This window comes from Paracoccus wurundjeri, assembly GCF_030678915.1.
Taxonomy (GTDB): domain Bacteria; phylum Pseudomonadota; class Alphaproteobacteria; order Rhodobacterales; family Rhodobacteraceae; genus Paracoccus; species Paracoccus onubensis_A.
The window spans coordinates 16,206-39,242 of sequence record NZ_JAUUTZ010000023.1; the positions used below are offsets into that span (position 1 = coordinate 16,206).

At 57.2% G+C, this 23,037-nt stretch carries 23 protein-coding genes and 1 tRNA gene; 18 read left to right on the plus strand and 6 right to left on the minus strand.

Annotated elements, in window-relative coordinates; translation table 11 throughout:
* Positions 1 to 11 precede the first annotated feature (11 nt).
* Complete coding sequence (locus tag Q0601_RS18900; RefSeq protein WP_305291465.1) at positions 12 to 1,577, minus strand: ABC transporter substrate-binding protein; 1,566 nt, start codon at positions 1,575 to 1,577, stop codon at positions 12 to 14.
* Between the two features lie 268 nt (positions 1,578 to 1,845).
* Between Q0601_RS18900 and Q0601_RS18905 the strand changes: the two genes are divergently transcribed.
* The 4 genes from Q0601_RS18905 to Q0601_RS18920 all read left to right on the plus strand — a co-directional run bounded on the left by Q0601_RS18905 (position 1,846) and on the right by Q0601_RS18920 (position 3,880).
* Complete coding sequence (locus tag Q0601_RS18905) at positions 1,846 to 2,619, plus strand: IclR family transcriptional regulator (protein ID WP_305291466.1); 774 nt, start codon at positions 1,846 to 1,848, stop codon at positions 2,617 to 2,619.
* Positions 2,620 to 2,775: 156 nt separating this feature from the next.
* Complete coding sequence (locus Q0601_RS18910; RefSeq protein WP_119751344.1) at positions 2,776 to 3,279, plus strand: cell wall hydrolase; 504 nt, start codon at positions 2,776 to 2,778, stop codon at positions 3,277 to 3,279.
* Between the two features lie 136 nt (positions 3,280 to 3,415).
* On the plus strand, positions 3,416 to 3,742 hold the full coding sequence (gene hspQ, locus Q0601_RS18915; RefSeq protein WP_119751345.1) for a heat shock protein HspQ: 327 nt from the start codon (positions 3,416 to 3,418) through the stop codon (positions 3,740 to 3,742).
* A gap of 61 nt (positions 3,743 to 3,803) precedes the next feature.
* Positions 3,804 to 3,880: transfer RNA gene (locus Q0601_RS18920), tRNA-Arg, on the plus strand.
* A 349-nt stretch (positions 3,881 to 4,229) separates the two neighbouring features.
* On the opposite strand, the gene Q0601_RS18925 is transcribed toward Q0601_RS18920, so the two are convergent.
* From Q0601_RS18925 to Q0601_RS18935, 3 genes are all read right to left on the minus strand, one after another.
* Positions 4,230 to 4,475, minus strand: coding sequence for a hypothetical protein (locus tag Q0601_RS18925; RefSeq protein ID WP_305291468.1), 246 nt, complete (start codon positions 4,473 to 4,475; stop codon positions 4,230 to 4,232).
* 149 nt (positions 4,476 to 4,624) lie between these two features.
* Complete coding sequence (locus Q0601_RS18930) at positions 4,625 to 5,437, minus strand: hypothetical protein (RefSeq protein WP_305291469.1); 813 nt, start codon at positions 5,435 to 5,437, stop codon at positions 4,625 to 4,627.
* A 216-nt stretch (positions 5,438 to 5,653) separates the two neighbouring features.
* Positions 5,654 to 6,634 (minus strand): TerC family protein, encoded by a 981-nt coding sequence (locus Q0601_RS18935; RefSeq protein ID WP_305291470.1) that lies wholly within the window; start codon positions 6,632 to 6,634, stop codon positions 5,654 to 5,656.
* A gap of 809 nt (positions 6,635 to 7,443) precedes the next feature.
* Here Q0601_RS18935 and Q0601_RS18940 point away from each other — a divergent pair.
* Complete coding sequence (locus Q0601_RS18940) at positions 7,444 to 7,977, plus strand: hypothetical protein (RefSeq protein WP_305291471.1); 534 nt, start codon at positions 7,444 to 7,446, stop codon at positions 7,975 to 7,977.
* A gap of 84 nt (positions 7,978 to 8,061) precedes the next feature.
* Here Q0601_RS18940 and Q0601_RS18945 read toward each other — a convergent pair whose 3' ends face one another.
* Positions 8,062 to 8,361 (minus strand): hypothetical protein, encoded by a 300-nt coding sequence (locus Q0601_RS18945; protein ID WP_305291472.1) that lies wholly within the window; start codon positions 8,359 to 8,361, stop codon positions 8,062 to 8,064.
* A gap of 322 nt (positions 8,362 to 8,683) precedes the next feature.
* Between Q0601_RS18945 and Q0601_RS18950 the strand changes: the two genes are divergently transcribed.
* Positions 8,684 to 9,595 (plus strand): hypothetical protein, encoded by a 912-nt coding sequence (locus Q0601_RS18950; RefSeq protein ID WP_305291473.1) that lies wholly within the window; start codon positions 8,684 to 8,686, stop codon positions 9,593 to 9,595.
* Between the two features lie 90 nt (positions 9,596 to 9,685).
* On the opposite strand, the gene Q0601_RS18955 is transcribed toward Q0601_RS18950, so the two are convergent.
* Positions 9,686 to 10,285 carry a glutathione S-transferase family protein gene (locus tag Q0601_RS18955; protein WP_305291475.1) on the minus strand — a complete coding sequence of 200 codons (600 nt, stop codon included), beginning with the start codon at positions 10,283 to 10,285 and terminating at the stop codon, positions 9,686 to 9,688.
* Between the two features lie 399 nt (positions 10,286 to 10,684).
* Between Q0601_RS18955 and Q0601_RS18960 the strand changes: the two genes are divergently transcribed.
* The 12 genes from Q0601_RS18960 (at position 10,685) to Q0601_RS19015 (ending at position 23,031) form a co-directional block, all read left to right on the plus strand.
* The gene (locus Q0601_RS18960; RefSeq protein WP_305291477.1) at positions 10,685 to 11,461 is read left to right on the plus strand and encodes an SDR family NAD(P)-dependent oxidoreductase; all 777 of its coding nucleotides are present in this window, start codon (positions 10,685 to 10,687) and stop codon (positions 11,459 to 11,461) included.
* Between the two features lie 56 nt (positions 11,462 to 11,517).
* Positions 11,518 to 12,654 (plus strand): ABC transporter ATP-binding protein, encoded by a 1,137-nt coding sequence (locus Q0601_RS18965; protein ID WP_305291478.1) that lies wholly within the window; start codon positions 11,518 to 11,520, stop codon positions 12,652 to 12,654.
* Between the two features lie 32 nt (positions 12,655 to 12,686).
* A complete protein-coding gene (locus Q0601_RS18970) occupies positions 12,687 to 13,784 on the plus strand; it encodes an ABC transporter substrate-binding protein (protein ID WP_305291479.1) in 1,098 nt (365 codons plus the stop codon).
* 111 nt (positions 13,785 to 13,895) lie between these two features.
* On the plus strand, positions 13,896 to 14,849 hold the full coding sequence (locus Q0601_RS18975) for an ABC transporter permease (RefSeq protein ID WP_305291480.1): 954 nt from the start codon (positions 13,896 to 13,898) through the stop codon (positions 14,847 to 14,849).
* Complete coding sequence (locus tag Q0601_RS18980) at positions 14,846 to 15,643, plus strand: ABC transporter permease (RefSeq protein WP_305291482.1); 798 nt, start codon at positions 14,846 to 14,848, stop codon at positions 15,641 to 15,643. The genes Q0601_RS18975 and Q0601_RS18980 overlap by 4 nt, the downstream gene beginning before the upstream one ends.
* Positions 15,644 to 15,691: 48 nt before the next feature.
* Entirely contained in the window at positions 15,692 to 17,017 is a 1,326-nt protein-coding gene (hisD, locus tag Q0601_RS18985; protein WP_305291483.1) for a histidinol dehydrogenase, read from the plus strand.
* Positions 17,018 to 17,020: 3 nt separating this feature from the next.
* The gene (locus Q0601_RS18990) at positions 17,021 to 18,025 is read left to right on the plus strand and encodes a zinc-dependent alcohol dehydrogenase (RefSeq protein ID WP_305291484.1); all 1,005 of its coding nucleotides are present in this window, start codon (positions 17,021 to 17,023) and stop codon (positions 18,023 to 18,025) included.
* A complete protein-coding gene (locus Q0601_RS18995) occupies positions 18,015 to 19,331 on the plus strand; it encodes a hypothetical protein (RefSeq protein ID WP_305291485.1) in 1,317 nt (438 codons plus the stop codon). The genes Q0601_RS18990 and Q0601_RS18995 overlap by 11 nt, the downstream gene beginning before the upstream one ends.
* A gap of 115 nt (positions 19,332 to 19,446) precedes the next feature.
* A complete protein-coding gene (locus tag Q0601_RS19000; RefSeq protein WP_119751357.1) occupies positions 19,447 to 20,127 on the plus strand; it encodes a GntR family transcriptional regulator in 681 nt (226 codons plus the stop codon).
* A gap of 18 nt (positions 20,128 to 20,145) precedes the next feature.
* Entirely contained in the window at positions 20,146 to 21,132 is a 987-nt protein-coding gene (locus Q0601_RS19005; protein WP_370656151.1) for a TRAP transporter substrate-binding protein, read from the plus strand.
* A 127-nt stretch (positions 21,133 to 21,259) separates the two neighbouring features.
* Positions 21,260 to 21,760, plus strand: a complete 501-nt coding sequence (locus tag Q0601_RS19010; protein WP_305291487.1) for a TRAP transporter small permease — start codon at positions 21,260 to 21,262, stop codon at positions 21,758 to 21,760.
* Positions 21,757 to 23,031: a TRAP transporter large permease gene (locus Q0601_RS19015; RefSeq protein WP_305291488.1), complete on the plus strand. Its 1,275-nt coding sequence runs from the start codon at positions 21,757 to 21,759 to the stop codon at positions 23,029 to 23,031. The genes Q0601_RS19010 and Q0601_RS19015 overlap by 4 nt, the downstream gene beginning before the upstream one ends.
* Positions 23,032 to 23,037: the final 6 nt, after the last annotated feature.

Here is a 23,037-nt window from a genome sequence, read left to right on the forward strand (position 1 = left end):
TGAACCGAAGATCAGTCGGCCTTGTTCATGTTCCAGAACACCGGAACAGGCGACGGAATCATATCGGTGATCGTGTTTCTTCTGGCTTGCGGGAAGCCGTATTGACCAAGCGGAATCAGAAGCACGTTGTCGATCGCATGCTGCTGGATTTTCTCACCCGCCTCCTTCTGCGCCTCGTCCCCTTCCGCCGCGATGAATTCGGCCTTCAGCTCTTCGATCTTCTCGTCGGTCGGCCAGCCGAACCATGCGTCATCACCGCTTCCGTTCAGCATCGGGTTGCTGATCGGATCGGAAATCTCGGGCACCAGCCAGTTGGTGATGAAAATATTCCAGCCGCCATCCGCAGGCGCGGACTGACTGGCCCGGCGGGTGACGAGCGTCTGCCAGTCCATCTGCTGCATATCGACATTGAATCCGGCGTCGCGCAGCTGCTGCGCGACCACGACCGGCTGGGCCGCCAGTGTCACGACATCGGTCGGCGCCATCAGGACCACCGGGGTACCATCATAGCCAGCCTCTTCCAGAAGCTCCTTGGCCTTGTCGATCCCGTTCCCCTCGACCAGCGTCTCGGCACCGGTTGGGCTTTCCAGCGGCGCGCCGCATCCAAGAATCGCTCCGCAGATGGTATAATATTCGGGATTTCCCGCCATGGCGGCAAGTACGGGTTCCTGAGAAATGGCGTAAAGCGCCGCCTGACGGATTTTCTGATCGTCGAAAGGCGGATGCAGGAAGTTCAGGCGGGCCATGGTCTGGTAACCGACCGGCTCCCGCACTTCGACGGTCAGGTTCGGATCGCCTTCAAGAAGCGGCAGCAAATCAACTTGCAGGACTTCGATATAATCGATCTCTCCGCTCAGGATGGCGTTCACCGCCGTCTGGATATCCCCCATGGTGACCCATTTGACCGCGTCCACATTCACGACCTTGCCACCCGCCATACCGTCTGCCGGTTCATCGCGCGGGACATAATCGGGGTTCTTGCGATAGGTCACGCTGACGCCGGGCTGGAATTCTTCCTCGGCGAAGATGAACGGACCCGAACCCGTATAATCGGTGACCGTTTCATCGGCGGGCTGCTCGGCCACGCGGGCGGGCATGATGAATGGCGGAATGGCGGATTGCTTGGACAGAACGGTCAGCATGGGTGCGAACGGTTCCTTCAGCGTCCAGGTGATCGTCTTGTCATCCGTCGCCTCAAGGCTCTCGGTGCGGTCCATGATAACCTGACCGCCCGTGTCGTTCTGCGCCCAACGATTCAGCGAAGCCACCGCGTCGGCGGCTGTCACGGGCGCGCCATCGTGGAATTTCAGCCCGTCGCGCAGCGTAAAGACATAGGTCTTCTTGTCCTCCGAGATCTCCCAATCGGCCATCTGCGGCTGCGGCTCGAAATTGGAATCCTGCGCAAGCAGGACATCATAGATCATATAGGCATGGTTGCGGGTGATATGCGCCGTGGTCATGATCGGGTCGAGTACCCGCAAACCGGAATGCATCACCGCGGTGATGGTCTTCTCGGCCCATGCCGCACCGGTCATCAATGTCGATGCCAGTAACGCGGCGGTCAGTTTCTTGAGCATGTAATTCTCCCTGTTGGTGAGTATCCGTGCCCCCGTCTTGTTGCGGTTTCCCAGAGCAAAGCGAGACGCTGCCCAATGGGTGCGGGGTGTCACTGATTCGATCGACACGAGACCCGGAAAGATGCAGCCATGTTAACATGAATTGCTGGCCTGTCCGGCATTCGCCAACGAATATTAATGTATTGCATTCCGATACAGTTGCATTGAATATAAAGGTTACGTCGCGGCACAGTTTTATGTCAACGATTTGATCCACATGAGTCCGAAGATGCAACCGAAAGCCCTCAGGGCACAGTCGGATCCGGTATTTGTCCAATCCTTGGGCAAGGCAATGCGGGTGCTTGAGGCATTCCGGGATAGCGACGCTCCGCTTTCTCTTGCCGAGATTTCCAGCCGCGCCGGAATCACCCGCAGCGCCGCGCAAAGAATCGCACACAGCTTTCGAGAGCTTGGATATATGCGGCTAAGCGATGACGGCCGCGGCTTCCTGCTTGATCTGGGGATTCTCGATCTGACCTATAATTACCTGCGCATGCATCCTCTGATCCGCCGCGCGACCCCGATCCTGCAGGAACTGCGCCGCACTGTCCGGGAACGGGTCGATCTGTCGCTGTTCGACGGTCAAAGGATGGTCTACGCCGCCCGGCTGCAAAGCAAGCGAGAGGTATTCTTCGCCACGCTCATAGGCCACAGCGTTCCCACCTATTGCACATCAGGGGGCTGGGCGGTGCTGGCCATGCTGCCGGATAACGAGGTGAACACCCTGCTGTCCACCGCCGAGATGCGACAGGTAACCCCCCGCACCCTGACCGATCCGCAAGCCATCCGCGAGCAAATCGTACTGACCCGGCAGAATGGTCACTCATTGGCCATTGAGCAGATTCTGATGGGAGAAGTGGCCATCGGCGTCGCCATTCCCGGCCCCGGCAACCGCCCCGCAGGCGCAATTCATATTGCCGGAAACCTGTCCGAATGGCAGCCCGAGGAATTCCGCCGTCATGTCGCCCCACTGGCCTCGGCGGCAGCGAACGCGATGATCTGACCGGCGCGCTTTCCTGCTCATCCCTTGCATCTGTCTTGCGCGACAACGCCACTAATGGCAAAATAACCGCAATCAAACAAAGCCCACACGGCATTTCATGGCCGGAGAGGGGCAAACAGGCAAGTATAATAAGCAAGTACAATAAGGTGGGACAGGATGAGCAGTTTCTCTAGATGCCTCGGGCTGGGGCTGTGCGCGGGGATCATCGTCCTCGCCGGATGCTCGAGCAACAAGAATACGCGCGCAAGATATTCAAGCAAGGATCTGAATTGCATGGAGCGCGCCATTTTCTTCGAGGCGAACAGATCCAGCAGGGACGGGATGATCGCCGTCGGCACGGTTGTCATGAACCGGGTCGAGTCGGATGAATTCCCCAATACGGTGTGCGGCGTCGTCGGCCAGAAGAACCAGTTCGCACCGGGTGTGCTGAGCAGGCCGATGAACTCGAAAGCACTTCCCGACGTGAAAGAGGCAGCGCATGCGGTCCTGAACGGCGAAAGGCAACGCGGGGTCCAGAGCGCAAAGTTCTTCCATACCGCGGGCTACAGCTTTCCCTATGACAACATGCACTATGTTCTCGTAGCGGGTGGCAATGCCTTTTACGAGAAGCGCAAATCGAACTTCGTGACCCAACGCGTTCCCCCTGCCCCGATCGACTGACGCGGGCATCTGACCCGGATTGAACTTTTTGAGATTTTGGTCGGGGACGGCCTGTCTGATGGTGGACAGAAGCGCCGTTGGACATTAAAACCCCGCCAGTTCGGTACGATGTCAGGAAGGTCAGGGACCGTTGTATATGAAGATGCCCCGCGCAAAATTCAGTCTTGGGCAGGTCGTCCGCCATAAGGAGCGGCCGTTTCGCGGTGTCATTTTCGACGTGGATCCTCAATTCGCGAATACCGAGGAATGGTATGATTCCATCCCCGAAGACATACGCCCCTCCAAGAATCAACCCTTCTATCACCTCTATGCCGAAACCGAGGCGACCTATTACGTCGCCTATGTCTCCGAGCAGAATCTGATTCTTGATATGTCGGGCGAGCCGTTGAACCATCCCGAAGTGGTCGAGATGTTCGGCGAGTTCGAAGATGGACGTTATCCTTTGCAGGAGCCGCTGAACTGATCCGATCCGTGTCAGGATCGGGTTGCGCAATTCCTCTGCATCGCGCAAAAGACGGATATGCGGTCCCGTAGCTCAACTGGATAGAGCAGCCGACTTCTAATCGGCAGGTTGAGGGTTCAAGTCCTTCCGGGATCGCCAGTATCCATGCAAAATACTGATATAAAATATAATTATTTCCGATTTTCAGAAAATATGCCTGCAGGTTTCCGATTTTGTTTGCTGTGTGGTCGCGACAGGATACGTTTGCGGGCGACCGCTTTCGGATGACGCTGGACCTCCGGCAATGTTTCGTAATCAGTTCAGGCCGCAATCCGGTGTGCGGTTATGCGATCAACCCCGATGCTCGCAAGATGCGGCGGACAAATATACGAGGCGGTCAGAACCGGATCTCACCATCACCGCCAGGGCATCCGCCGGTCGGGATGAGGTCGCAATTACCGAGTTTGACAGCCCGGCCATTCCGGCCGCCGAAGCCGTGTCAGCCAAGCTACGCAGCGCAGGTTTTCGGCACCCCCATCAGGATGCCATATCTGAATGGTGCGAGCCGCATTCTCTGACGGGGCCAGATCATGGAGCATTTCGAATCCGGCGGCGATTTAGCCTCTGGCTCGTCATCTGCATGATCATCGATAAGGCCCCTTACCAGATCCTCCCGGATTTTCTGCCTTTCTCGCGCCTCACGCAAAGCGCGCTTTTTCGCTAATTTTTCAAGCGCGTCTTTGAATTCATCCATGAGCGATACCAATCCCGGTTATAAGCGATAATTCGCCCATAACCGCAATAAATGCAAGCGGATTTCTGCTAATTCTTTGTGTTCGCGTCACTTTGACGTTTCATCAGCCCGGTTTTGCGCGGGCGTATTCCTGCCGGATTGACGGGCGTTTACGTGACCTTCGTCGAGGGTCTAATAATACCGTATCTCGAATCTATATCCATCAAGTCTTTTCTGTAGCGATCATCCATGGAGGATATTTCATCTTCGCTATACGGAGAAAATTTTGGATATGTCTTCCCGGCGGGAAATTTTTGCGCCAGTCGCCTTGTCAAAATAGCCCTTTCTTTCGGATCCAGAAACTCGGCACAGGCCTTGAGAGCATCAAATGCAACATGGCTCAAAGATACCCTGGCGGTATTCGTCTTTACCTCTCCTATTTCAGCAATAGAGTTATTAGATATCATTCTTATGTAGAAATCTTCGTTACCTCTGAAATCCGAGTAATCCCAAACCATTATCTTGAAATTTGGCAGTGCTCCTGAAACCTCTTCCAGATAGTCTATCCATGTGCGTTGAGGGAATTTAACATCAAATGGGCTGGTTGCGACCTTACGCAAATTCCCCTCGATCCAGCAAGATGGAAAGAATTCAGAATATTTTCTGATACAGACATGAATCCTTCCTGAAAGGTCGTTAAATATCTTCAGATTTCTATGCGCTCTGGGATATAGGCTAAGCCCACCCAGCGCCGCACCGGATAAATTCTCTTCCGATATAATAACATGATCATTATCAAACATATATTCCGGAAGCTTAGATATTTTTTTCTGCCCTATCTCTCTCCCCAAGCCAGATCTGAACTCCCACATGGGAATGTATAATGTTCCCGGGCGGAATTTTGACTTCTTCAGAACATTTTGAATGTAAGTTGTCGCCGTTTTATGAGCGCCAATATGCAAATCAAATTCGGTTGCAGTCATACCCCCCCTTTCGAATCATCGCCAATGCCTATCAGACTGGAAACGTTACAGTTTTCGCATACTATGCGCCATGCTTGGAGCATGCGTATATTGTTGGCGGCAATCCTACCGGATCACAAGTTCCTCTCTCCAAAGGAACAGGCCGGAGATGATGATCCCCGGCCTGCACCCGTCCATGATGACGCCGCCTGCGCAGCGTCAAAGCAAAGAAGATGCTCAGCTGACCTTTTCAGTCCGATGGGTCTTCCAAAGTGAGTAGATTATACCGACCGCGATCAACGCAAAGGTAACCCCAAGACTTAATGCAGGTGGAAACTTGCCACCGCCCAGTATGAAGTCGGCGACAAAGATCTTGGTCCCTATGAACACCAGCACCGCAGCAAGCGCGTATTTCAGATAGTGGAAACGATGCACCATTGCGGCAAGCGCGAAGTAGAGCGCCCTCAGACCCAGGATCGCCATGATATTCGACGTATAGACGATAAAGGTATCCGTCGTGATCGCGAAGATCGCCGGCACGCTGTCTACCGCGAAAACCAGGTCGGCCAGATTGATCACCACCAAAGCCAGGAACAGCGGCGTCGCTGCCGTTGCCAGCTTGCCCGTCTTGGGGTCGGTGACTTTCACGAAGAAACGCTGGCCGTGCCGCTCCTGCGTCACCGGCATGTGCTTCGAGATAAATCGGACGGCAGGGTTGTTGGCCACGTCTACTGGTTCGTCACCCGCGAAGAACATCTTCACACCTGTGAAGATAAGGAACGCCGCGAAGAGATATATGATCCAGTAAGCCTGGTTCACGAGCGCGGCACCGCCGGCAATCATGAGACCACGCAGCACAATCACCGCCATGATACCCCAGAGAAGGGCCCTGTACTGATATTTTTGGGGAATTGCGAAATAGGAGAAGATGAGGCTGATCACGAATACGTTGTCAATCGACAGCGCCTTTTCGATAAAGAAGCCTGTATAATACTGCATCCCTGGCTCCGGTCCGCGGGCATACCAGATCCACAAACCAAACAGCAGCGCGATACCGATGTAAAAGGCGGAAAGCTTCAGGCTTTCCCCGATTCCCATCTCACGATCCTCCTTGTGGAGGATGCCAAGGTCAAATGCGGTCAGTGCGACGACCAGACCAAGGAAGGCCAGCCAGAACCATGCGGGAGTGCCTAGCCAATCGGCAAAAAGAAATTCCACGGTGTTTGCTCCTCTCGATTACTGATATCAATCGGAACGACCTGGAATTGGCTGCAAGCATTGGACCGCCGCGGCATCGGATCATCCCGATGCGGCCGACATCACGGTAGATAATCTTCCGTCAGAGGGGCCCGGTCCGCTCACGTAAGATAGCAACGAGTCTACAGAGTTCAACAGGCTCAACTCATTTTTACGTTGGGTGAAGTCGCCACCTTGAACGTTCTACGTGAAGCCGAAACCGGAAAGCTTGCTTTCCAGTTCCCGGCATCAACCATTTTTATCTGTGACGTCATAAATCCAAGTAGAATCGAAATTTACAGCGCCCAAACCCAACAGCTTTTCATCCCGCACATCTCCTGCATACTCCCAATCAAATCAAGTCATGCATAATAATAAAACTATGTTCCGATATTCATCAAATTTAATCGACTAAGAATCCTTCATAATTACAGCGCACTTTTTAATTCACAACCATTGAGATCAGATAAATATTCAAAAATACACTTATCATTTACCAGCTCGATAGACCCGTACGATCCCTTGACTGATGCAAAGACTTTCTCCAACGGTTATCGCCCGGAATCGCCGGCCTGGCTTCAACTCAGGGGAATATTTACAAGTTGATCAAGCAAATCATGGCGCCAGAGCCTCGGGGAACCCGCGGCAGCCCCATTGAATCCGAAGCAAATTTCACTGGCCGATGATTAGGACCGCATCCGGCAAATGATTAAAATTTAAACGGATAGATTGATTAGATTTTACACAGGCGATAATCTGCTAATGAAGGTATGTTAACTTGGGGTTGTTGAATGAATAAAATCTTCAAACTTGTTGCGGTTTCGGCGGTTGCTGCGACATTGGCCGCCTGCGCGGGGCCGGCACCAAAAAAACCTGTTCTCTCGGCTCAGCAGGCACAACAGATAAGCGTTCGTGAAGCACAGATCGACGTATCGGCGATTGGCGCGGCGACATCCGGTCGAAAAGTTCCGGCCTCTACGGTCAGGGACGAATTGCGCAAGGCATCGGGCGTGTTGCTGTGGTCGGATGGGCCGCGCGACGCTGTTGCGGTCGTGAAAATCGACAGTGTCAATATCATTGGCGTTGGACAGACGGTCCTGATCGGCGGGGAAAGTACGATGCGCGGTTCGGTATCGCTGGTTGACGCGAAAACGCAAGATGTCATCGTCCCCCCGCAGGAAATCTCATCTGGCGGAGGCGGCTACACTCCCGGCGGATTGATCGGCGCCGCTACGCTGGAGGATAAGAATGTAGAAACGACTCAACTGGCCACGGAATTCATGAGACGGGCGCGTTTGGCTATTTACAATCCCAATCCTCAATAGGGTGAATGATACAAGCGCATAGACCGCCCATCAGGCCCCGCTTCCTCCCTCGCACAATATCACTTTGCGAATGGCTGGAACCGGTCAGGGACTATCCGCTGCCGGAAAGGCTGCGGTAAGTTCCGCCTCCTTCGATTGCTTGTCATAGACGCAGACATAGCGGTCGAGTCCCGCATCCGTCCGATGATAGACGATAGCCGCGCCATAGCTTTCCGAGCCAAACGGATTGACCTCGACCAGAACCGTGCCCTCCTTTGGGGACAGGGCCTCGCAGGCGGCTTCCACATCGGCGCGGAACTCGGCCCATGCCTCATCCGACGATGCATGGGAAAATGCTGGCAGGCCGAAGGCCAGAAAGCCTGCAAGAACGAGGGAGCGGGTCATCGGGGTCTCCGTATCTGGGTAATGGCATTGGTAAAGCGCATGCGGCCCGCCCACAAGGCCGTGGCCCGGATCAAAAGCATTGATTAGCAAATGCCGCCACCACAGGAATCCACGGCCCGTCGCCCGGTTTTTCACAAAAATATCATGACTGATACCTGTTCATGCGCCGGGCGCGGACCGCGATTCAGGCGGCAAAAACACCTCTGCCGGCATGAATCCGCCGTGACCTAAGACAGAAGCACAGGGGCGGATTGCGCCGGTCGCACGGATTAGGTCTATGTTGCCGCGACCTCGATATTGATTAACCGGACGGAGCCGGAAATTGAGAAAGCGCGCGGCAAGAAAGGAACCATCCATTCCCCGATGGCTCATCGATCTGTCGCTGTCCCGCCACAAGCACGGCTTCCTGATCACCGAAGAGGCTTTTACGGTTCAGCATATCCACCGATCCGACAAGATTCTCTATGTCGGTTTCGACGACCTTTCCGGTCCAAGAAGTAAAAACCGCCTTCGCGATCCCTGGGGCTATGCGTTTGCCGCAAAAGCCGGCTGGTCATATCTTGGCGTCATGGCACATCATACGAATTGGTACCGCAATTCCAGTTTGTTTGCGGCGCTGGAAAAACTTGCCGGGGATGGGTTCTTTGCGCGGTTCGGGAAAGTCGTGTTTTCCGGAACCTCCATGGGCGGCTTCGCGGCATGCGCGTTTTCTTCTTTGGCGCCGAACTGCACCGTGATTGCCTTTTCTCCTCAATCGACGCTGGATCCCGATATTGTAGGATGGGAAACCCGGTATTGGAGCGGCCGGCATGCGGACTGGAACGGTCCCTATGCAGATGCCCCGAAGGAAATTCACGCAGCCGGTCATGTCTGGATCGTCTTTGATCCCATGCTGGAACTCGACCGGAGGCACGCAGCCCGGTTTTCAGGCCCCAATGTCTCGCTTCTGAAGGCGCGCTGGACGTCTCACCACTGCATCAAGCACATGGCGCGCGCCAAGATCCTGTCAACCTTCGTACGGGAATGTATCGACGGCAGCATGACAGAGGCGCGATTCTATGAACTTTACCGCCGCGGCCGCCATGACCCTACGAGACTGGGAAGACTGGTCACCGCGGTCATGACGCATGACAGCAAATCGCTTAAAAAAAGCCTTGCTTCAGTTTTGCGAAGCAGGGGGCGCCCGGCACTGGCCAAAAGAGTAGAGCACGCCGAGAAACTGCCGAATGGCTGACGCCACCATATCAGTTTAAATCAGCAACTTACCGCAATATCGACCAATGGACAGAACGGGATCAGGTAAATAGCGGTTGCCGGTAGCCGCTTAGGCCAGCGCACGCTGCACCGCAGGTAGTTTCAGTAAACGCTGGTGATAGGCTTCAAGTTCAGCGGGCAACGCGACACCAACGCGATCTTTCCAGTTCAGAAGATAGAACGCGGCAGCATCCACGACCGTGAAACCATCGAAAAAGAATTCCGAATCGCCCAGTCGCTTTGCCAGCATCGTGAAACCTTCGGTAAGAACCTCGCGCCCGTGCTGACGCAGATCTTCCTGCGCCGAGGCATCCGCCGAGAATTTTTCAGGCCGCAGCAGGAACACGGCGCCCCGCATATGCAGCGACGACACGATATATTCGAGCAGTTCAAGCGTGCGCAGTTCCTTAAGCTGATCGCCCGGAAGCAGTCTGGCTGCCGGAAAATTCCGGGCGATCCATTGCGCGATTACCGGGAATTCCGTCAGCATATTGCCGTCATCCAACTCGAACGCCGGAACCTTGCCCTTGGGATTCAGCGCCAGATATTCCGGCTTGCGATGATCACCCTTTGCGGTCTCGATCGTAACCAGTTCATACGGGGCCCGTACATGTTCCAGCAGAACCCGGATCCCGATCGAGCACGAGCCGGGTGAATGAAATAATCTCAATTTGCTCTCCTTCGATTAGCCGCCGTCTTGCCTCGGCAATCGACCCGCGATTTTGCCTGCCAGGCCAAAAGGTGGTGGCCCCGGCACTTCAAATCTGCCGCAGGGCGCACGCGCCATCTGGCCATATGTTAAACACTCTTTGCAAGCAGGGTAAGATGTCTCCCTGCCCGGTCTGTACCGAACAAACGGTTATCCATCTCCGGCCGGAATCCCACTCGATCGTCGAAGCGGATCGGGAAGATGCGCTGTCATCCGCCTCGAACGCGATGTAAAGCATGGCGGATCGTTCGGAACATCGATATTCACCCGAGCGGACGTCAGGATAAGTGCCGTGGTTGACTCGATGATCCTCAAGCGACAATCCAATGGACGAACATGCAAGCGATATCCAGGTGCCATATGTCGAATCCCGCTCTGACACGGAACGATGTGCATTTTGACTTCAGGGGAAAACGCGCCCTGATCACCGGAGCAAGCCGCGGCATCGGCCGTATGCTGGCTTTGGGTTTCGGCAACGCCGGAGCCGATCTGGTTCTGACGGCACGCAAAACCGAGCCGCTTCAGACGACAGCCGAAGAGCTTCGCGCGCAGGGCTGCAATGTGGAATGCATCGCGGTGGATCAGCGCGATATCGGCATCATCCGTAGCCAGCTTTCCGGTCTTTCTGCGATCGATATCCTGATCAACAATGCCGGAGTAGAAGAGCTGCGTCCCTCGCTGGATGTGGACGAGGCGCTTTGGGACAAGATCGTGGATACCAATCTCAAGGGCGCCTTTTTCGTCGCTCAGGCTGCCGCGGCCAATATGGCGGCCAATGGCGGTGGCGCAATCGTGAACCTGGCTTCGCTGACTTCATATGTCGGGGTTCCCACAGCAACGCCCTATGGCACCTCCAAGACCGGGATATTGGGAATGACCCGCGCGCTTGCGGCGGAATGGGCGCCTTTGAACATCCGGGTCAACGCCATCGCACCGGGATATTTCCACACGGATCTGACCAATATGTTCTACGAGGATCCGGCCTGGGTCGCAGATATGGAAAGCAAGGTGCCGATGGGGCGGCTGGGCAAACTTGAAGATCTGATCGGCGCGGCGCAATTCCTGGCTTCGGGTGCCTCGGAATATATCACCGGGCAATGCATCGTGATCGATGGCGGATATCTGGCAAAAATTTAGACATTGGCGGCACAAGAGATCATAACAGACAGGGTCGGGCGCCAAGGGAGAGATGAATGACCAACGGCTCACCATCCGAACGCGCAATCTCGCCGGGCAAGTCGGGGCAGAGTACGGCGGTTCGTGTACGCGATGTAACAATGGATTTCGGGAATGGCGCGCTTGCCGTCAGCAATGCCAGTTTCGAGCTGGAAACAGGTAAATTCCTGACCATCCTTGGCCCGTCCGGTTCCGGAAAGACCACTCTCCTGCGGATGATCGCGGGGTTCGAGACCCCGACAAGCGGCGAAATCACCGTCAACGGCAAACCGGTGGATTCCGCGCCGCCACACCGCCGCTCGATCGGCATGGTGTTTCAGAAACTGGCACTTTTCCCGCATATGACCGCCGCCGAGAATATCGCTTTCCCGCTGAAAATGCGCCGGTTCAATCCGAAGACCATTCCGCGCCGCGTCGATGAGTTCCTCGACCTCGTCAAGCTTGGCGGCTATGGAAATCGCCGGATCAATGAGCTGTCAGGCGGCCAGCAACAACGGGTGGCTATCGCCCGCGCCCTTGTTTTCAAGCCGGAACTGCTGCTGCTGGATGAGCCGCTTGCCGCGCTTGATGTGAAACTGCGCGAAGAGATGCAGCTTGAATTCCGCCGGATCCAGCATGAACTGGGCGTCACGACGATCAATGTGACCCATGATCAACGCGAGGCTTTGGTCGTGTCCGACGATATCATCGTGATGGATGGCGGCAGGATTCAGCAGCATGCCAAGCCTGTCGATCTGTACCGTGCGCCCGATAACGCATTTGTGGCCGGATTTCTGGGCGTGGCGTCCTTTATCAATGGGCACGCCGTGCCCGGCGGTCTGACATCGGGCGAAAACTTCCTGTCGGGCACGCACGCAGGGAATTTTGCCGATGGCACGGCGGTTCGTGGCGCTGTCCGGGCCGAACAAATCCGCATTGCAGCCGAAAGCGGCCAGCTTGCGGCGTGCGATACCCGCCTGACCGGCACTGTCCGGGACACCATCTTCGAAGGCGAGCGTCAGCTTTATGTGGTTGCCACCGACGAGTTGCCCGGGATCACCTTCCGCGTCTATCACCACGATCCGGAAAGTTTCGGACTGTTCGAGATCGGAACGCGGGTGATGATCGGCTGGAATGCACGCGACATGAAAATCTTTGAATTCCGCGCCTCATGAAAGATGCAGGCGATCCAACAAAGGAGACAGTGATGAACAGGAACATAACCCGCCGCGGGATTCTCCGTACCGGCATGGCAACCGGCGGCGCGGCGCTTCTGACGCCGTTCGCCGCATCGCGGATATTCGCGCAGGAACCCGAAAAACCAGCGGAAATCATTGTTCGCGCATGGGGTGGCGATTGGGTCGCGGCCCTGAAGGCAGGCGTGTCGGATCGCTTCACCGAAGAAACCGGCATCGCCGTGCGCCATGACCTGACCGAGGATAACGAAATCCAGCCCAAGATCTGGGCCGCCGTCGCCCAGGGGCGCATTCCGCCGATCCATGTCAATTGGGACACCACGACCAATGCAAGCAAATCCGCGCTGCGCGGCGTGACCGAGGATCTTTCGGATCTGGCCAACCTGTCCAACACCACCGATCTGGCCAAACCCATCGGGCTGGATGGTTATCCGATCGTGAACACCTATGGTTACGTCTACGTTCTGGCCTATCGGCCCGAAGCCTTCCCCGATGGAGCTCCGAAATCCTGGCGGGATCTGCTTGATCCACGCCTGAAACGCCGGATCGCGCTTTATAATGACGGTATCGGCTTCCATTTCCCGGCGCAGGTCGCCGGCGGGGGCTCACTGGAAGATATTCCGGGGAATATGGATGCCTGCTGGGAGTTCATCCGCGAGATTAAAAATCAGCAGCCGCTTCTGGGTGAAGACCCCGATTTCACCGCATGGTTCCAGAATGGCGAGATCGACGCGGCCTGCACCATTTCGACCAACGCGCTGGCCGCGAAGAAGAATGGCATCGACCTGGCCTGGACCGTGCCAGAGGAAGGCTGCAAGTTCGATACTGACGGCATGTGGATTCCCCAGGGCCTGCCCGAGAACGAGCTTTACTGGGCCAAGCAATATATCAACATGGCGCTGTCGAAGGAAAGCCAGCAAATCTGGCTTGACGGTCTTGGTCTGCCGGGCGTCGTTCCGGATCTGACACCACCGGAAGGGCTTGAGAATGATCCCTCCTATCCCACCAAACCCGAAGATTTCGAGGATCTCATCCGTATCTCGTCAAAGATTCAGATCGAGAATGAAAGCGAATGGTTCGCGAAATTCAAGGAAATCATGCAGGGCTGATATTTCCCCAAACGGAAGGACGCGCGGGCATCTGCCGCGGTCGCGTCCTTTGAAGACGCCGGAACCCTGCTCTGGGTCCGCGTTTCGGCAGATTGGACCAAAGGCGAACTGATGCCCCGAGACAGTGAAGACAGGTCATTCCGCTATCCGTTGAAATGGCGGATCATGGACGGGCTGAATGCGGCGCTCGACCTGTTATGGCCGCGCCGCCTTGGCAGATATACCGGCTGGGCGTTGCTGACCCCGGCACTGCTACTTGTCGGCATCCTTGTGCTTGGACTGTTCCAGATCGCCGAAAACTCCTTGCATACGCTCGACACCTCGACCTTTCTACCGGGCGAGGAATACACGCTTGCAAATTATCGCATCATCGCGGAAAGCCCGACCTATTGGCGGATCGTCTGGCGCTCGCTGCTTGGGGCCGGTCTGACGGTGTTTTTCACGCTTCTTCTGGCCCTGCCCTATTCCTATATCATGGTGCGCACCAATAAGGCCGCCCTGCGCAAGACCCTGTTGATCGTGCTGTTTCTTCCGTTCTTCATCGGTCAGGTCGTCCGGGCCTATGGCATCCTGATCGTGATGGGCAGTTCCGGGGCGGTGAACGACGCGCTTGGCCTTGTCGGGATCGAGCCGATACGCCTGCTGTTCAACTTCCCGGCGGTGGTTTTCGGTCTTGTCCAGTATATGCTGCCTTTCGCGGTTCTCATGCTTGCCCCGGCCTTGACGGCGATCCCGCGCGAGACCGAAACGGCGGCCAGTTCGCTGGGCGCAAACTGGGTGAAAGTCTTCAGGCATGTCATCCTGCCGATGGCGAAACCCGGCCTTGTCGGCGCCGCGCTTGTCGTCGGCACGCTGTCGCTGACCGATTTCGCAATGCCCGCGATGCTCGGCGGCGGCTCGCAGGATTTCATCGCAAATGCCATTTACGACCAGTTTTTCCGCACTGCGGATCAGGGCCTTGGTTCTGCCCTTGCCCTGCTTCTGGTCGCGCTTGGGTCGGTTATCGCAGGGGTGGTAATCGCGTTCTTCGGCGCAGGCACACTTGGAATGAGAGGCAGGAAATGATCAGCCGGTCACAACGCGTCATTTTCTGGTGTCTGGTCTGGTTCTGCATCGTGATCCTGTCCGTGCCGACGATCATCGTGGTCGGCGCATCGCTGACGGGTGGCAATATCATCACCTTCCCGCCGGACGGTTTCTCGCTGAAATGGTATCGTCAGATCGCGCTGGCGCGGGATCTGCAGCAGGCATTCAGCAGGTCGATCATCGTCTCGCTGATCTGCCTTGCCGTCTCGCTTCCGGTCGGCACTCTCGCCGGGATCGCGCTTACCCGGTTCCGGCTTCGCTTCGCCAACGCGATACAGATCTATCTCCTGCTGCCCTTCACCATCCCCCTGATCGGTTCAGGGATCGGCATGATGCTGGTCTTCGGAAGCTGGCATATTCTGGGCAATATCTGGCCGGTCGGCGTCGCGCTGGCGGTCATCAACCTGCCTTTCATCATCTGGTCGGTATCTTCCTCGGCGGCGGCACTGGACAGTGATCTGGAACTGGCGGCGGCAAGCTGTGGCGCCGGCCGCTTTGAGACATTCCTGCATGTCACCCTGCCGGGCGTGATGCCGGGCGTGATCACCGGCGGGCTGCTGATGTTCGTGCTGGCCATGACCGAATTTCTGGTCAGCCTGTTGCTGACCGATGCCCGGACGGTGACGCTTCCCGTGCAGATCTACAATAATATCCGCTCGATCATCACGCCGGATCTGGCGGCGGTCTCGTCGGTCTTCGTCCTGATCGCGTTGCTGGCGGTCTGGCTGCTCGACAGGCTCGTGGGGCTCGAGATCTTCCTGAAATCCAAATGACCAGAGGCGCGGCGACATGCTGTGCCTTCAAGACCCGAAAGGACTGCCATGCCTGACGTAAATGTAAAGCACCTCAAATCGCTTTCCCGCGATGAGCGCAGTGCATTGACCCGGCGATCCGAAGCCGATCTTTCGTTCTTCCTTGAAAAGGTCGAACCGATTCTGGAGGCGGTGCGCAGTCAGGGCGACGACGCGCTTGTGCGTTTCGGGCGCGAACTGGACAAGGCCGATGGCCTGACCAAGGAAAACCTGAAGGTCTCCGAGGCCGAGTTCGATGAGGCATTCGGGCTGGTCGATGACAAGGTAATCGAGGCGATCCGTTTCGGGATCGGGAATATCCGCAGCTTCCATGAAGAGCAACTGCCCGAACCGATGTGGCTGAAAGAGGTTCAGCCCGGGGCCTTTGCCGGCGACCGCTTCCTGCCGATCACCTCGGTTGCGCTATACGTGCCGCGTGGCAAGGGCTCCTTTCCTTCGGTAATCATGATGACCTCGGTGCCTGCTGTGGTGGCGAAAGTGCCCGATCTCGCGATTGTCACCCCTCCGGGGCCGGACGGAAAGGTCGACGCCGCAACTCTTGTCGCCGCGCGGATCGCCGGGGTGGAAACCATTTACAAGGTCGGCGGCGCTCAGGCCGTCGCGGCGGTGGCCTATGGCACCGAAACGGTGAAGAAAGCCCGCAAGATCGTCGGCCCCGGCAGTCCATGGGTCGTCGCGGCCAAGCGGCTGCTGGCCGGCATCATCGATCCCGGCCTGCCCGCCGGGCCGTCCGAATGCGTGATTCTGGCCGATGATACCGTGTCCGGCCGTCTGGCCGCCATGGATCTGCTGATCGAAGCCGAACATGGGCCGGACAGCTCTGCATGGCTGGTCACGCCATCGGAACGCGTGGTCAGCGAGGCTCTGGATGCGCTGCCCGAACTCTGGGGCCGGATGACCGAAGCGCGCATGGAATTTTCCCGTAACGTTCTTACCGGAAATTCAGGCGGCATCATCCTTGCCGAATCGATGGATGATGCCTGTAATTTCGTCAACGAATATGCGCCCGAACATCTTGAGATCATGTCGACCCGGCCATTCGATTATCTTGGCGATATCACCGAAGCGTCCGAGATCCTGCTTGGCACGCATACGCCCGTGTCGATCGCGAATTTCGCGCTTGGCCCGAACGCAGTCCTGCCCACCTCGAAAGGGGCGAACACCTATGGACCATTGTCGGTCACTGATTTCCTGCGCCGCAGCTCTATTGGTTACGTGACCGAAAAAGGCTATCCCGACATGGCCCGCAATGCCAGGACGCTTGCGGAATATGAAGGCTTCTCGTCGCATGCCAACGCGGTCAGCGATCTGCGTCTTGACTATCTGAAGCGTTGAAAGATGCGCGCCGTTCGCCTTCACGCCACACAGGATCTGCGCTTCGAACATATCGATTTGCCGCGCGCTCCGGAACGGGACGAGGCCACCCTGTCTGTCACGGCCGCCGGTATCTGCGGTTCGGATCTGCATAATTATCTGACCGGCGCATGGATTACCCGCGCACCCTCCGTCGCCGGACATGAATTCACCGGCATCGTGACCCGGGTCGGCGACGCCGTGAACCATGTCGCTGCGGGCGATCGTGTCATCGTCGACAGCCGGCATATCTGCGGCACCTGCCCCGCCTGTCTGGATGGTACCGGACAGGTTTGCGAGACGCTTGGCTTTCTGGGCGAGGTGATCGATGGCGGTTTCGCCGAGGCGGTTACCCTGCCGGCACGCAATCTTCTTAAGGCCCCGGATGCCGTGCCGGACCGTCATCTGGCGCTGGCCGAACCGCTGGCCGTGGCGCTGCACGCGCTTAACATGCTTGGCGCGCCCGCCGGGGCCGAAATCGTAGTTACCGGCGCGGGTCCGATCGGCGGGTTCGTTACGCTTCTGGCCCGGCGCAGCGGGCATCCGGTGGCGATCCTCGACCGCAACGGACAACGCGCCGGTCTTGTGGCGCAGGCCACCGGAGCGCGGGTTGTCACGCCTGATCGGTTAACCGATATGCGTTTCCGTTACGTGGTCGAAACCACCGGAAGTCAGCATGTGATCCGCGCTATGCTTGGCAATATTGCCGGGGCGAGTCGTGTCGCGCTTGTCGGGATCGGCATGCCCGCCGGGATCATTGATCCGGTGCATCTCGTCGAACGTGAAATCGCCGTCATGGGCTGCCACGCCTTTGGCAATGAGTTGGAAGAGATCCGCGATCTTCTGCCGGAACTCAGCCCCCGGCTCGATCCGTTCATTGCCGCGCAGATCCCGCTTGAAGACGTGCCAAATGCCTATACCCGTCTTGCAGCCGGCAACGCGGACGGCATCAAGACGATTATCATCTGTGGGAACAACCATGCCGATTGATCCGCCCCCTGCATCTCGCCCTTCCGCATCCCGCACCGCCGCAATTCGCGAGACGGCCCGCAAGGATGTCACCCGTGCCGAGACCATGCTGACCGATTTCATATCGACGATTTTCGACATTCCGGTATCGGGATTGCAGATCAATCTGGATCAATATTCCCTTAATTCCCTGAACGGGTTCTTCGCGTCCGACGGACAGGAATTCTTTTTTAAATTCCATCAGGAGGAAGGCGAAGAGGAAATGACCGGTGAATATTACCGCGCGGATATTCTGTCGCGCGCCGGTCTTCCCGTGGATCAGCCGGTTTTCCTTTCGACGCTTCCCGGCGAACAATTGCTGGTTTACAGACGCCGTTCCGACCCGCGCTTTTCCGACATCCTCTTTGCGCTTGATCAATCCGATGACGAAACCGCCATCGATCTGGCGGTTCAGGCCGAAAAGTCACTGAACGACAGTATCCTGCGGGTTGCAAAAGCCACTCTGACCCCGGTCACGCCGGATCAGGCCGCGGCCGAGCCGATCCACCGCCTGTTCCACGAACGCCTGATCGATCCGCGGGACGGCCGATATCCGGGCGGGCGTCTTGCCTCTTTCTATATCGGCAAGAAATTCCGTTTTCCCGGGCAGGTCGAGCTCGGATGGGATCAGATCAGCCGGGCGCGACCGGTGATTAACGGTGTCGCGTATCGCCGAAGCCTGTCCGAAATGTTCGATCTTGCCTATGAACGCTATGCGCCCCGAAACATGGGTGATGCGGGCGGCATCGTCGCGCATGGCGATGCGCATAACGCGAATATCTGGTACGAAAACGGTGATAACGGCCCTTCACTGGCCTTCTTCGATCCTGCCTTCGCGGGCGACAAGGTTCCCTCGCTTCTGGCCGAGGTGAAATCAACCTTCCACAATATCTTCGCACATCCGTTCTGGCTTTATAATCCCGAGATGGCCCAGCAACGATACCAGGCTTCGGTTCAGTATCGGGACGACATGCTGTGCATCGATACCGATTGGCAGCCAAGCCGGGTGCGTCTTCGCCTGCTGGACGCCAAGGCCATGTATTTCTGGAAACCGTGGCTCAGGACATTATCCGACAAAGGCATGCTGCCCGACGATTGGCAGGACGTGATCCGAATCGGCCTGTTCCTGTCGCCGACTCTGGTGATGAGTCTTGTCGCGGGGCCAGACGGTGACCGGCACAATCCCCTGTCATCCGCAATCGGTCTGTCCGTCGCACTTGCGGCAGGCTCGAATCCGATTTCGGGAAGCGATCTCTTCACCTCGTTTTTCCAGAAAATAACCCCCTGATATATAAACCTTCAAAGGTTCACATCCGGCAGCTTTCGGTCGAGAGCCCCAAGAAAGAAAATCACTCGATTGACTAGTATGGAAGTATGGAATATAGGCGGAGGAGGAGAAAATCATGGATCAGATCCGCATCAATGTTTCGGGAAACTCGACCGCGCAGCAGGTCTATAACTGGCTGCACGGGCTGATTTTGCGGGGCGTTCTGGAGCCGGGCGCACGTCTTAGCGAAACCGAGATCGCCCAGCAGGCAGGCGTCAGCCGACAGCCCGTGCGCGAAGCGTTCATCCGCCTGACCGCGACCGGACTGGCCGAGGTACGGCCGCAACGCGGCACCTTCATTGGACGGATCTCGGTCAAGGCGGTGTTATCCGCCCGGCTGATCCGCGAAGCCGTGGAAAGCGACCTGATCCGCATGCTTTCGGCAAATGCTGGCACGGACGTGCTGAACCGGCTGGAACAGCAGCTTGTTGCGCAGCGCAAAGCAAGCAAGGCGCAGGATGTCGAGACATTCATCACTCTGGACGACCAGTTCCACCACGATCTCGCGGTAGCCGCCGGACATGGCGATGTCTGGGACGTGCTGGAGGGTCTGAAATCGCAGATGAACCGGCTGCGCCATATCACGGCGCGAGTCTTTGACCATCAGAAACTGATCGAACAGCACGAGGCTATTGTCGAAAGCCTGCATCGCGGTGATGGCGAGGCCGCCGAACAGGCCATGCGAAGCCACCTGCGCGAGGTATTGAACGACCTGCCCGCGATCACGAAAGCCAAACCCGAATTCTTTACGGACTGACTATCAGGAGGAGCAATCATGAAACTGAATCGTCGTCATTTTACCGCATTGGCCGGTGCCAGCCTGCTGGCCACTCCGGCAATCCACGCCGCGCATGGCGCCGAAGTCACGTTGAAACTGGGCCATCTGGCGAATGAGGAGAACAGCTGGCACAAGGCATCGCTGAAATTCGGCGAAGAACTCTCTAAGCTGACCGATGGCCGCATCGAGCTGCAGGTGTTCCCGAATGAATCGCTTGGCAAGGAGATCGACCTGATCAACGGCATGCAGCTTGGCACCGCCGATATGACCATCACCGGCGAAAGCCTTCAGAACTGGTCGCCCATGGCGGCATTGCTGGCGCTTCCCTATGCCTATGACTCGCTGGAACATATGGATGAGGTTGCCTCGGGCGATATCGGAACGCAGATCCGCGAAGATATTCTGGCCAAAGCCCAGATCCGTCCGATCGCCTATTTCGCGCGCGGTCCGCGCAACCTGACCTCGAATCGTGAAATCGTGACGCCTGACGATCTGGACGGGTTGAAGCTGCGGGTGCCGAACGTGCCCCTTTTCGTCAAGACATGGGAAGCGCTTGGTGCCCGGCCCACGCCGATGGCCTTCGGCGAGGTGTTCACCTCGCTGCAGAACGGCACGCTCGACGCACAGGAGAACCCGCTTGCACTGATCGAGTCGGCGAATATCAACGAGGTGCAGAAATTCGTCAACAAGACCGAACATGTCCGTTCATGGATTTATCTGACCATCTCCGAGATGACATGGGGCCGGCTATCCGCCGAGGATCAAGAGGCCGTGACACAGGCCGCCGAAACCGCGCAGACTCTGGAGCGCGAGTTGTTCCTTGAAGATGAAGAGCGTCTTGCCACCAGCCTGCAGGAGAAGGGCATGACATTCGTCGACAGCGACACGGCCGCCTTCGCCGCCAAGTCGAAGGATGCGGTGCTTGCCAATGTCGGAGAAGAGATCAAACCGATGGTGGAAGAGTTTTTCGCCGCTCAGGGCTGATTTTCGAAAACGGGATACTGCCGACGCCGGTTGGTTCCTGAACCGGCGGCCCGGCTGCCCCGGGGTATTTGGGTGAAGAAGATGCAGGCCGGATCAGGTGCCGCACCATGATCGCAAAAGGTGACACATGAACAGGTTAAGCCAACATATACGAACGCTTTTGCGGGTCGGAACAGGGATTTCCTTTCTGGTCCTGATCATCGCGGTCGCCATTCAGGTATCCGCGCGCAATTTCGGCACATCGCCGGTCTGGACCGAGGAACTGGCGCGATACGCCCTGCTGTATCTTGCCGGTTTCGGAACCGGGCTTGCGCTGCTGACGGGCGATCTGGTCAATGTCGATCTGGTCAGTGAAAGCCTTCCGGGGCGGTTTCCGTGGTTGCTGCGGCTCATATCGACGTTGCTGGTTCTGCCCTTCTGCCTGCTGCTTGTTCTGCCGGCCTGGAAATTCACGAGTATCGGCGCGATGCAGACCTCACCCGCAATGGGAGTGCCGATGAATTACGTGCATGGCAGCATATTGCTGCTGCTGGTCGTGCTGGCTTTCGCTGCTCTGGCCCGCTGCATCGAGATGCTGACCGGCGCAAGCGACGGCCGACCTGAAAACCTGTCTGGAGAAATCGAATGAGCCTGGCGATTCTTGGCCTTGTGTTTGTCTTGGGCCTGCTGATCGGGATACCGGTGGCGGTGACGCTTGGGTTGTCTTCGATGGCCTATCTGCTGGTGAACGGCATGCCTCTGGTGGTCATCCCACAGAAAATGTTCGCGGGCATGGACAGCTTCGTCCTGCTGTGCATTCCCGGCTTTATCCTTGCGGGAAACCTGATGAACGGGGGCGGGATTACCGGGCGGATCATCCGCTTCGCGCAGGCCATGGTCGGCTGGATTCGGGGCGGGCTGGCGCAAACCAATGTCGCCTCGTCGATGCTGTTCGGGGGCATTTCGGGCACGGCGGTCGCCGATGCCGCCTCGATCGGGGGGATGATGATTCCCGGCATGAAAAGGGCTGGCTATCCGGGCGATTTCTCGGCTGCGGTCACGGCGGCATCCAGCACGGTGGGTCCGATCATTCCGCCCTCGGTGCCGATGATCATCGTCGGTTCACTATCCGGGATCTCGGTTGGGAAGATGTTCATCGCGGGGGCAATACCCGGTTTGCTGCTGGGCGGCACGATGATGGTAACGACCTGGATCATCGCGGTTCGGCGCGATTTCCCCCGACAGGCATGGCAAGGCTGGCGCGAGCTTTGGCTGGCCTTTCTGGGGGCATTCTGGGCCTTGGCAATGACCGCACTGATCGTCGGCGGGATGCTGTCGGGCTATGTCACGCCGACCGAGACTGCCGTCGTCGCCTCGCTTTACGCGGTGGTTGTGGGAATGTTCATTTACCGCGAGTTGCCGCTGCGCAAGATCCCTGGCATCCTGATCGACAGCGCCGTCGGATCAGCGGGCATCCTTGCCCTTGTCGGCACCGCCAATGTCTTCGGTTGGATTCTGGTCAGCGAACAGATCCCGCAGATGATTGCCGGAGCGGTCCTGTCGGTCACCGATAACAAGCTTCTCGTGATCCTGCTGATCAATATCGTGCTGCTGCTCGTCGGCATGTTCATGGAGACGATCGCCGCATTGATCATCCTTTTCGTACCGCTACTGACATTAGCACAGGGCGTCGGGGTGGATCCGCTGCATTTTGCGGTCTTTATGGTGCTGAACCTGATGATCGGGCTGACCACGCCCCCGGTCGGGGTCTGCCTGTTTATCTGCGCCAATATCGCCCGGCTTCCGCTTGCCCCTGTCATCCGGGCGCTGCTACCTTATCTGGCGACGAATATCATCGTGCTGCTGCTGGTTTCCTATATCCCGGCGATCAGCACCTGGCTGCCCTCACTGATGGACTGAAGCAAT